This window comes from Variovorax rhizosphaerae (assembly GCF_037889975.1).
GTDB classification, from domain to species: domain Bacteria; phylum Pseudomonadota; class Gammaproteobacteria; order Burkholderiales; family Burkholderiaceae_C; genus Variovorax; species Variovorax rhizosphaerae.
In genome coordinates, this window is record NZ_JBBKZT010000062.1 from 1 (window position 1) to 10,040 (window position 10,040).

At 61.2% G+C, this 10,040-nt stretch carries 10 protein-coding genes; 6 read left to right on the forward strand and 4 right to left on the reverse strand.

The genetic code is table 11. The features are described 5' to 3' along the window. Positions 1 to 486: 486 nt before the first annotated feature. Entirely contained in the window at positions 487 to 1,086 is a 600-nt protein-coding gene (locus WKW82_RS40780) for an NUMOD4 domain-containing protein (protein WP_422823704.1), read from the reverse strand. A 1,004-nt stretch (positions 1,087 to 2,090) separates the two neighbouring features. Between WKW82_RS40780 and WKW82_RS39425 the strand changes: the two genes are divergently transcribed. Together WKW82_RS39425 and WKW82_RS39430 are read left to right on the forward strand one after the other, a co-directional pair. Beyond that, positions 2,091 to 2,636 (forward strand): hypothetical protein, encoded by a 546-nt coding sequence (locus WKW82_RS39425; protein ID WP_340348660.1) that lies wholly within the window; start codon positions 2,091 to 2,093, stop codon positions 2,634 to 2,636. Positions 2,637 to 2,962: 326 nt separating this feature from the next. After that, the gene (locus tag WKW82_RS39430; RefSeq protein WP_340348661.1) at positions 2,963 to 3,418 is read left to right on the forward strand and encodes a hypothetical protein; all 456 of its coding nucleotides are present in this window, start codon (positions 2,963 to 2,965) and stop codon (positions 3,416 to 3,418) included. A gap of 215 nt (positions 3,419 to 3,633) precedes the next feature. Here WKW82_RS39430 and WKW82_RS39435 read toward each other — a convergent pair whose 3' ends face one another. The 3 genes from WKW82_RS39435 to WKW82_RS39445 all read right to left on the reverse strand — a co-directional run bounded on the left by WKW82_RS39435 (position 3,634) and on the right by WKW82_RS39445 (position 5,453). Beyond that, positions 3,634 to 4,719, reverse strand: a complete 1,086-nt coding sequence (locus WKW82_RS39435; protein ID WP_340348662.1) for an AcrVA2 family anti-CRISPR protein — start codon at positions 4,717 to 4,719, stop codon at positions 3,634 to 3,636. Positions 4,720 to 4,798: 79 nt separating this feature from the next. Continuing rightward, positions 4,799 to 5,104: an FHA domain-containing protein gene (locus WKW82_RS39440; RefSeq protein ID WP_340348663.1), complete on the reverse strand. Its 306-nt coding sequence runs from the start codon at positions 5,102 to 5,104 to the stop codon at positions 4,799 to 4,801. Between the two features lie 169 nt (positions 5,105 to 5,273). Continuing rightward, complete coding sequence (locus WKW82_RS39445; RefSeq protein WP_340348664.1) at positions 5,274 to 5,453, reverse strand: hypothetical protein; 180 nt, start codon at positions 5,451 to 5,453, stop codon at positions 5,274 to 5,276. Positions 5,454 to 5,713: 260 nt separating this feature from the next. Here WKW82_RS39445 and WKW82_RS39450 point away from each other — a divergent pair, with 260 nt between their 5' ends. The 4 genes from WKW82_RS39450 to WKW82_RS39465 all read left to right on the forward strand — a co-directional run bounded on the left by WKW82_RS39450 (position 5,714) and on the right by WKW82_RS39465 (position 9,593). After that, the gene (locus WKW82_RS39450) at positions 5,714 to 6,148 is read left to right on the forward strand and encodes a hypothetical protein (RefSeq protein ID WP_340348665.1); all 435 of its coding nucleotides are present in this window, start codon (positions 5,714 to 5,716) and stop codon (positions 6,146 to 6,148) included. Between the two features lie 90 nt (positions 6,149 to 6,238). Next, positions 6,239 to 7,804 carry a recombinase family protein gene (locus WKW82_RS39455; RefSeq protein WP_340348666.1) on the forward strand — a complete coding sequence of 522 codons (1,566 nt, stop codon included), beginning with the start codon at positions 6,239 to 6,241 and terminating at the stop codon, positions 7,802 to 7,804. Beyond that, a complete protein-coding gene (locus tag WKW82_RS39460; RefSeq protein ID WP_340348667.1) occupies positions 7,801 to 8,715 on the forward strand; it encodes a plasmid partitioning protein RepB C-terminal domain-containing protein in 915 nt (304 codons plus the stop codon). The genes WKW82_RS39455 and WKW82_RS39460 overlap by 4 nt, the downstream gene beginning before the upstream one ends. Next, positions 8,712 to 9,593: a plasmid partitioning protein RepB C-terminal domain-containing protein gene (locus WKW82_RS39465; protein ID WP_340348668.1), complete on the forward strand. Its 882-nt coding sequence runs from the start codon at positions 8,712 to 8,714 to the stop codon at positions 9,591 to 9,593. Before WKW82_RS39460 ends, WKW82_RS39465 begins: the two co-directional genes overlap by 4 nt. Positions 9,594 to 10,040 lie beyond the last annotated feature (447 nt).

Here is a 10,040-nt window from a genome sequence, read left to right on the forward strand (position 1 = left end):
GTTGTCGTTTGCGTTTGGCTTCACCCATCGGGTGAGTCTGCCAAATCAGCCTAACTCCCCGCCAGTGCTGGATTCCCGCACTATCGGACGGGGGTAACTGCCGTTTTTAGGATCAAATGTCGGGCATGATCGTCGTGCCGCGACGGTTCTCATCCAGATTGTCGCGCGCCTCTCAGCCAGATTGACGCGCTACACAACGCGCTGTCGGTGCTGACAGTGCGCGCCAGCGAGGTGTGCTTCGAGGCAGCCGTGCTGAAGTTCCCGGAGAACCAAAGCGCCGGTCGCGGCCAACCAGTGGCTGCGTACCTTGGACGGCGTGGCCGTGGAGGCCGAGTTCGATTATCGGCCGCAGGGCGAACAGAGCTGGGACATCGAACTGTTCTCTACCATCAGCAGTCTGAAGCTCTCGCGCGCAGGCGCGCGGCTCGGGGTAATCGTATCTGTCTGCGCTGAAAGGACGATTGCGCCGCGTGTCGTGAGGAAATCTTATCCACCCGGGCCTAAAAGCTGAGCGGGCTTGCTTGAGCCGCTGCGCGCTGCGCGCGCCAGCGTAGGTCTCGATAGGTGCTGCCACGACCTGGCGTGACACACCCTCATGACAGCCTCTTTGCTGACGTCGAGGATTGTTGCTATCTCCTGAAACGTCATTCCGTCCACGCGCAGCGTGTAAGCAACGCTCGCCGTCTCGGCAGACATCGTCTTGGCGCGGGTCGGAGATACGAGCGCGGTGAAGCGGCCAGCTTCGCGGGCCTTACGCAGGCTTGTGCTGTTGCTGCACCACTCAAGATTGGACGCGGCGTTATTGGCACGGTTGAAGTCTTTATGCCGCACGACCGGCAGCCCGTCGGGATTCGGGACAAAGCAGGTCGCAACAAGCCGGCTGACCAACGCGTCCCTGGGTACGCCGTCGCCCCAAAGACAAACCCGCAAGTGCCCGCGCTGGTTAGGTCGGCCCCTGAGGATTGTTCCTTTAACGGAGCTCGGTCCGCGGCCGGAAGAAGTCTCTACCTTTCGCGGCATGCTCCTTACTTGCCCCATGTCTGAGACCTCATAAGCGAAGCCTGCGACCAGCTTCCATTTCTCCATGCAATTCCTTCGTTGCAAAGCAGAAAAAGAATTATGTCGTAGAGATATTTGCCACGCCAGATGTCATCCAGTCGCCGATCTCGGCGTCCGAGACAAAATGGTGGCGCATGCGCAGCGTGCCGGGATGGTTATGCTCATTCACCACTTAGATTCGGCATCATCCTGCTGGCTATCCAACGGATCAACCACGCGTTGTGCAGATCAGAGCGATAGTTGTAAGACCGGACCCGATCGACACCAAGGTAGTCACCGCGTCGATTCAGATGCAGGACGGCTCAGGAACGGCTTGTGTTCGGCGGGCGCCACGGCCGGTACAGCTTTCCCACTGAAGAGACGTGTGATTTTATCCGAGCTCGCATTCGGGCAAGACAGCCATAGAGTCGGCGCTGTGCATGGCGCGCTCGCAGAAGTCATTCCATTCGTGCAACTGACAACCGCCAGCAAGAGGAGGCCGCGGTCAAGGCGCATTACCAGCAGATTGGGCGACCGACGGTGCCCACACGGGTAGCATGTTGAGAAACTGGACGCGATATCGGCGGTGCAGAAGTATAGGCCGAACGTTGTCGTCGCGTGCTGGTCACGCACCTGTTCGATGCCGACCGGCCGGAAGCAGGAGGAAACACCTTCGGGTGGACAAGGCCAACTTTATTGCACCGTGCGGCGAATACATCTTCGTTGGCAAATGAGCAGCTCAACGCGCACATGCCCCTCTGGCCATCCCGCATGAGAAGCTCACGCCGCCGTGGCTTTGCTCACGCGCCATCCACGACAGTCAAACTTCATCGCCATCTGGCGGCGAGGGCCGTCGCTGAAGTCGCATAGTCAAGCGACTGCAAGAACCGAGTAGCGAGCCGGCGATGGCATCCATCGATGAGGAAGTAACTCCGAGATTCGACTTGCCGGCCGCGCCGTGATGCGCGCTGCGTGCAGCACGCCAATGATTGCCGCAGCCCGCGTATCCCTCGCGCAGGCTGCCGGCGAACAGCCGGTTACCTCGGCCTGATGTGTTCTCCACCCAGTTCTTCGAGATCGGCTCCTCGCCGTCAAGGATGAACCGCGTGCCGCGCTTGTGCGCCTTCAGTCAATCCTGGACGCGATCGACGCTGATTTGGAATGTGCGCAAGTTGCTCGACGCGACTGCCGAGCACCACCATGGCCTTTGCGCGTCTGTCCAGCAGCGGGGCGACGTTCTCGCAGAAGTGCTCAACGACGCTGATGGCTTAGTTTCGGTGTTAGTACCCCCAACCCAACGCTTGCCCCCCGGCGTGGAATTCCTCGACACTCGGGGGTGTTTGAATTTTTTGAGGCTGCGCATGCCAAAGGATCCAGAGGGATTGAAGGTCTGGAATGCGCTACAGGACCAGTGGCGGGAAACACAGCACAGGGCGATGATGGAGCGCACCCGGCTTACCAGCGCGAAGATTGCCCATGCAGCGGGTCATGGCGACGAACCTACGAGGGCGCAAATCGACAATGTGACAAAGCTTGAGATGCTTGCGGCGAAGCTAGCGCTGGACATGGATAGTTTCGTGAAACACCGGCTGGGCTGATGCCGCCTGGTTCTGAGACACATGTCGAGGCTGACCGAAATAGCGGGCAACTACTAGCTATCGTGCATTCCTCTGACCTTTGCAACGCTCGAAATAATGGCCCGAATCGACCGCCCCACGTCTTGCGCGAACCGTTGCGCCGCGCACGATCCCTGCGCGTGCACGCTAGCGCTCGTGCTCAGGGTCGGAAGTCAAGAGTGCCGGCGTGCGATGCGCAGATTTCTGATCGTGCCGGTTCGGCCAACCCTCGAACGATGCGCGAAGATGCGCGTCACACGTGGTCCCGCAATGGGGCGCCACCTGCGCCGGCGAGGAGCGCTACCCCAATGGATTTAGAGATCTTGCCGCTGTTCTGCGTTGGCCCGCTGCGCATTGGCAGCGACGCCCAGGCGGTCTATGCCGCACTGGGCGTATGCGAACACCGTGAAGATCGAACTTCTGGCGTCCTGACGGATTTCTGGCTCGGTGGAAGATTCCAAGTGCACTATGCAGGGGAGCCGCGCGTGGTGGCCCTGATCGAGATCTCGCTGGACCCCAGGGTGGTGCCCCGCCTGTATGGCATGCCCCTCTTTGCCAGGAAAGTGTCGAACCTGATGCGGCAGATCGCATCTTACGCAAGCGTGCGCTTCGAGATCCGGAGCGCCGGCAAACAATGCGTTTGCCCGTCGCTCGAGTTGGCGTTGCAGCGAACCGACGCGGACGACGACTACTTTTCGGCCGTGGCAGTCGGCAGGTTGGGCTTTTTTTCTTTGTGCCAGGCCCCTGGCGCTTGGCAGCGCTGAGTCGGCCGTTATTGCCGCGACGGACGATCGCGTTCAGTTTCAGCCTCTCCACAACGCCCGATCGCCGGTGCGGCGCCAGCGGGCCCAAATCCAGCGTGCAAGCTCTCTCGCAGCCTTGCATCACTTGCCGGCATCCGTCGAGGAGTAGAGGAAAAGCGGTTACCATTGAACTGACGGTCGCCGCGGCGGTTGATATGGGAAAGGCCCCACTTTCTTCAGGCGCGCGACATCACGGGACCGCCGAGCACCCGCGTCGGCCGCATCCACATGAGCTTGCGTTGTGACAACTGCGGTCCATAGGCTTGATGTCGCCAGTGGCCCCGTCGCCAGTGCGGGCGGCGGCTCGCATGAGCGCCTGGAAGGCCAGCGCCTGCGGGGTGTCGTTCCATTGCATCGACAGCTTCGACGCTCTGCTGGAAATCGAGGCCCACGCGATGGATCTGCAGGTAGCCGAGGTTCTTCAACTTGGACGACGTTCGCTCCGCTTCCTTGATGCCTCGGGTGAGCTTCGTGAGCATGCTCGGCGGTGCGTCCGTTTCCCAGTAGAACCTTGAATCCTCGGGGTACGCCGTGAGGTAGGCCATGCAGTTGCCGGCGAGCGCCAATGCCTGCTTCACCACGGGCGCATTGGCCTCCATCTCCGCATGGATGCTCTCGTAGATCTCTTGGGTCATGTGCCATTGGTTCAGACCGGCTTGGGAAGCCGCGAACACTTCGCGCAGCTCGTCTTCTCCGGCTGCAACGGCGAGTTCGACGGCCTGCGCAAAAGGTACGTCGTGCGAGTTTTCGGGGAACTTGAGCATGAAGCTGTCGCGCACGGTCGATGACGAGGGCCAGCCCTCGCTCGTTCGGCCGACCAGCGCCAGTTGCCACTTGTGTTCCACGATGGCCACGACCGCGCCTTCCACTGGAATCTGCCCGTACAGCAGGAGATCGTGCTGGGGACCCCAGTGCAGGTAGTAGATGTGGTTTGGCGAGCGCAGGTCGCTCAGGCGCATGTCGCCGGTGTCGGAATGCGCGAGTGCTTCGAGCAGCGCGGGGCTGATGTCATACAGAGGTGTATCGAACCACTCGAGCGTCACGAGGGTCTGTGCAATCGGCGATTCGCAATGCAGGAAATGCTGCGGATTGACAGACTCGGACAGACCCGCGCGCAGTGCCGAGGCAAGGATTGTGTCTCGCACGAACTTTACCACCGGCAAGCGAAGATCGGTAGCGTGGCGATACACATCGGCCACGAAGGCGTTGTTGTAGTAGGGCCGCTTGGCGCGGAAGTATTGGGGGTAGTAACGGTTTCTCATGCGGATGGAGGCGACGTTCACAGTGCGACGCGGATCACCTGCCTGCGCTGCACTGGGGCTAGGCATGCCGGGCCGGCAGTCATGGTTTGCCGCGGCGGCCGCGCGGCGCGTCGCGGATCGAGGGGGAGCCGCGATCGACGTCCACCAGCAGGCCCGGAACGGTCCGCAGCCGAAGGCCTCCACCCCTTGGGAATTCCTGGGTGTCAGCCACAAAATCCATCTCGAAGGTACCGACGCGCACTGCATCGCCATCCGTGAAGACCTGGCTCTGGACGCGCTCGCCGTTCAAGCATGTTCCGTTGCTGCTGCCGATGTCTTCGATTGTGACGAAGGCGGGCGCCACAGTAGTGAGGGCGTGCTTGCGACTTGCGCTGACCGAGTCCAATGTCACTCTGCACATCCCACCCCAAAGAGTCGGCATTCGCCTTGAGACGGATCTTGGTCGGACTTCCATATGCGGCCGGAACGATGGGCATCGATGAATCCTCTTGCGAAACAAGCACGAGGTCGGTCCCCCGCAGGAAACGCATCGCGCAGTCAACGGGCGCCAGACGTCACGCCTCACGCTCCTCGAGCCAGTGAGTGCCTTCGCCGTAGACCTCGTCGCCTGCGCGCACCATGCGCTCGGCCAGCTCGCGATTAACCGGGTTGTCCGGAATCCACATCCCGCCGGTGACCGGCAGGCCAACGTCTTCGAACTGCGCTCGTGACCAGCGCACGCGGATTTCGATCATGGTGCTTGCGCGCGCATTATTGGCGTAGCAGCAGTGCTTGCGCAACCGCCTGCCGGACCGAGGACACATGCGCATTTCGAGCACTCACGCGCAGTCCAATGCGACGAGTCGGGTTGTCGATCGACGAAAGCGCGTGATGCCCTCGCCGCGATGCGCGCTTCCCGATCCTGATCAGCCACGTTGTCCGGCAGTCGCCGGTCCATTGGGAAACGGAGCTCGCCATGGAAAGTCGCTGGTGCACGGCTTGCGGAAACTTGTTCGTGCCAAGAGCCCAGGCACCGCGCCAGTCGTACTGTGCACAACCCGATTGCCAGCGCGAACGACGCCGTCTGTGGCAGCAGGCCAAGCGTCGCGGCGACCCGGACTACCTCGACAACCAATCGCAAGCGCAACGTGCGTGGGCGGGGCGCAATCCCGGCTACTGGCGAGAGTACCGTGCTCGTCATCCCGACTATGCGGCGCAGAACCGAAGGCAACAGAAGGACCGCAATGTCAAGCGCAAGCCGCTCGGTATTGCAAGGATGGATGTTTCGGATGGCGATGCGCACATCCTGCCCGACGGTGTGTATGAATTGCGCATCGCGGATGCAGCGGCTGTTGCAAAGATGGGTGTCTGGACCGTCCGGCTCGTCGTGGTGGCCTGGCAGCCCGGCGAGACCGATCGTGCGTGGGTCGATTGCAAAGAGAGGACGTGATCGATAATGCGTCCCGGAACTGCTACCTTGCCCGGCAAATCGCGCACGCGCCGCGCGACCCACCTTCTACTCTCTCCAGAGGGCTCGGCGATGGAACAAGTTCAGCGTGACACGGCACCACCCCATGGATGCGCGCGGCGTTGCGCTGCTGAGTACGTTCGCATGTCAACGGAGCACCAGCAATACTCCACGCGCAACCAGTCCGACACAATCAGAGAGTACGCGAAGCAGCGCTGCATCGACATCGTCAAAACCTACGCCGACGAAGGCAAGAGTGGCCTCCATATCGATGGTCGACATGCCTTGAAGCAATTGATAGACGATGTCCAAGCGGGGCCAGTCTCGTTCTCGGTCATTCTGGTGTATGACGTCAGTCGATGGGGGCGTTTTCAGGACGCGGACGAGAGTGCCTATTACGAGTATCTTTGCCGGCGGGCGGGCATCCAGGTGGCCTATTGCGCCGAGCAGTTCGAGAACGACGGATCACCTGTCTCCACCATCGTGAAGGGGGTCAAGCGAGCGATGGCTGGCGAGTACAGCCGCGAACTCTCCGCCAAGGTGTTTGCAGGCCAATGCAGGCTGGTCGAACTGGGGTTCCGTCAGGGAGGCCCGGCGGGATATGGTATGCGCCGCGTGCTGGTGGACCAGGTCGGCGAGGTCAAGGGGCTGCTCGAACGCGGCGAGCAGAAAAGCCTACAGACAGACCGCGTGATCCTTCAGCCGGGTCCTGATGGTGAAGTCGGCGTCGTGCGCCGGATTTTCGATTGGTTCGTCGATGGCGGGCTACCCGAGACCGAGATTGCGAGGCGGCTCAACCAACTGTCCATCGCCACCGACCGGGGTCAAGCCTGGTCACGTGCAACGGTGCACCAACTGTTGACCAATGAGAAGTACATCGGCAACAACGTCTACAACCGCCGGTCCTTCAAGCTCAAGAAGCGGCGTGTCGAGAACAGCCCCGAGCACTGGGTTCGCAAGGACGGCGCCTTTGAACCGATCGTCAAAGCCGATGTGTTCTACAGCGCGCGAGGCATCATTCGTGCGCGGGCGCTGCGTTTCACGGATGACGAATTGCTCGCACTGCTCAAGGGTCTCTACGAGCACCGAGGTTTTCTCACAGGCATCGTGATCGACGAGACCGAGGGCATGCCACCTTCGTCGGCATACGCCCATCGGTTCGGGAGCCTGTTGCGCGCGTACAGGTTGATCGGCTATGCACCCAGCCGTGACTATCGATATCTGGAGATCAACCGCTTCTTGCGCAAGCTTCATCCCACCATCATGGCCGAGGTGGAGAGCGGCGTTGTGGCCGCAAACGGAAAGACCGTCCGGAATCCGTCAACGGATTTGTTGGACGTGAATCACGAATTCAGCGTTTCCGTCGTGTTGGCGCGCTGCTGCGACCTGGGCGTTGCACAACGTCGCTGGAAGGTTCTTTTTGATGCGAGCCTCGCGCCAGACATTACGGTGGCGGTCCGCTTGACACCGGCGAACGACGCCGCGCTCGACTATTACCTGTTGCCGAGGCTGGACTTCGCCCCAATGGGTATCTGCCTGTCCGAAAGCAACGCGGTCGAGTTGGAGAGTTATCGGTTTGCCTCGCTCGACCGCCTGTACGCGATGGCGGCGCAAACCAGGCTGCGGAGGAGTGCATGAGCACGGGCGCGCCGGTGCGCGACTTGCGCATGATCCCGGTGGACCGCATCAAGGTAATAAACCCACGCGAGCGGAACGGACTGGTGTTCGGTGGCATCGTTGACAACATTCAGGCGATCGGGTTGAAGAAGCCCGTGACGGTGACGCCCCGGCCCGGCGCGGACGGTGCCGAGAGCTATCTGCTGGTTTGCGGTGAAGGGCGATTCAAGGCTTTTTGCCAACTGGGCGAGACGCGCATTCCCGCATTGGTGGTAGCCGTCAGCGACGAGGATGCCTTCATCATCGGTCTGGCCGAGAACATCGCGCGGCGCAAGTACAACCCCCTCGATCTGTTGACAGGCATCACGGACTTGGATCGCAGCGGACACAGTGCGAAGGAGATTGCGGCAAAGACGGGGCTCTCGACGCAGTATGTCTACGATATTTTGACGTTGGTCGCACGTGGAGAAGAGCGTTTGTTGGCCAGCGTTGGGCGCGGGCAGATCTCACTGTCCGCCGCCCTCAAGATTGTCAGTGCGGGCAATGACGACAAGGCTGTGCAACTGGCGCTCCAAGAGGCTTACGAGACCGGTCAATTGCGTGGCCGCCAGTTGCTCAACGCACGACGCCTGATCCAGCAGCGCCAAATTCACGGTCGTTCCGTCATGCGCAGCGTCGCGGACAAGCCCGCGGGTGTCACCGCCTCTAATCTCGTGCGGGCCTATCGCAAGGAAGCACAACGCCAGCAGTTGATAGTTCGCAAGTCGTCGGTAGCGCAGCAGCGATTGCTGTTTGTGGTGGGTGCCCTGCGCGAACTGTTTGCCGATGAACACTTCTGTACCCTTCTCCGCGCAGAGGGGTTGGATTCGCTGCCACGCTACTTGGCCGAGCGAGTGGCTGAAGGTGGCAACCCTGACGGGAGCTTGGCATGACGGACGTGGCGCTGGCATTTCTGCCCAAGCCGCTGAGCATCGCGCTGGTGCGCATTCTGCCGTCGCACGCATTGCCAGCCGGCTTCCAGCAGACCCGGAAGTTCAAGCAGATTTGCGCCTCGATCGCGGAGATAGGCATGATTGAGCCACTGTCCATCTCGCCGGTTGATCGCAAGAGCGGGCAGCACTGCCTCCTGGACGGACACCTGAGATGGGAGGCGCTGCGAACCTTGGACTACGAGGAAGCTCCCTGCCTCGTGGCCACCAGCGACGAAACGTACACCTACAACAACTATGTCAATCGGCTCTCGACGGTTCAGGAGCATCTGATGATCCGACGTGCGGTTGAGCGCGGTGTTTCGCCTGAACGGCTCGCGCGGTCTCTTTGCGTGGACGTTCGACAGATCACGAAGAAGATGACGATGCTGGACGGGATCTGCCCGGAAGTCGTCGCGCTGATGAAAGACCGTCAGTTTTCGACCGAGGTGTCCAGCGCCCTCAGGCAGATGAAGCCGGTGCGCCAGATCGAATGCATGCAGCTAATGGTGTCTGCCAACAACACGACGATTTCGTACGCGCAGGCAATGCTGGCGGCAACCTCGCCGGCGATGCTGGTGCAGGGGAAGCGACCTGCACGGCGCGCCGGCGCAAGCCAGGAGCAGGTGGTCCGCATGGAGCGTGAAATGAGCAACTTGCAGGATCGATACCGCCTGGCTGAGAACACATATGGAGAAGATGTCTTGCATCTCGTGCTGGCCAGGGGCTTCATCGTGAAACTGCTTGGCAATGCCCAGGTCCACCGCTACCTGGAAAAGCACGATGCCACGGTCCTAGAGCAGTTCGAGGAGATTGTGCGCATGGCATCCATGGAGCTGTAGCGCGACTTCAACACGCGAGGGGTGTTCCTGCGAAGGCCACGGGCGGCTGGCCCCGGTTGATGTCCCAGCAAGTGGTGTAAGTCTTGTCTCACTCGCTGCACGGCAAGGCGCGTAGGGCGTAGCCCGAAGCGGCTTGCCGTGCAGCGGCCGCGCTCTTCGGGGGGTGGTCATCGTGAAGTCCGGATAAGTTTGACGTGCGACCCACCAAACCTGTCTTGAAGGAAATCACAATGACCAACGCCACTATGGCATTAGATGCTATGTAGGACTACCCGACCGAGACCCGTTTAGATAAAAGCGGATTTCCGTGGCCGGCGTCAACTACCTTGTCCGCCCGGATCGCGGTAGGGACGCCCATTGCTGGGCGCCCCCCGCACAGATCCCAGCGTGCGCAACTAACGCACTGGGCTCCTACCTTGGGTGGTTGACGGCAAAGCGCTCGCTCGG

Excerpts from the sequence above, each read along its gene's own strand:
- WKW82_RS39460 (WP_340348667.1), top strand. The coding sequence starts at position 7,801 with ATGAGCACGGGCGCGCCGGTGCGCGACTTGCGCATGATCCCGGTGGAC.
- WKW82_RS39430 (WP_340348661.1), top strand. The coding sequence starts at position 2,963 with ATGGATTTAGAGATCTTGCCGCTGTTCTGCGTTGGCCCGCTGCGCATT.
- WKW82_RS39435 (WP_340348662.1), bottom strand. The coding sequence starts at position 4,719 with ATGAGAAACCGTTACTACCCCCAATACTTCCGCGCCAAGCGGCCCTAC.
- WKW82_RS39445 (WP_340348664.1), bottom strand. The coding sequence starts at position 5,453 with ATGATCGAAATCCGCGTGCGCTGGTCACGAGCGCAGTTCGAAGACGTT.
- WKW82_RS39455 (WP_340348666.1), top strand. The coding sequence starts at position 6,239 with ATGGAACAAGTTCAGCGTGACACGGCACCACCCCATGGATGCGCGCGG.
- WKW82_RS39465 (WP_340348668.1), top strand. The coding sequence starts at position 8,712 with ATGACGGACGTGGCGCTGGCATTTCTGCCCAAGCCGCTGAGCATCGCG.
- WKW82_RS40780 (WP_422823704.1), bottom strand. The coding sequence starts at position 1,086 with ATGGAGAAATGGAAGCTGGTCGCAGGCTTCGCTTATGAGGTCTCAGAC.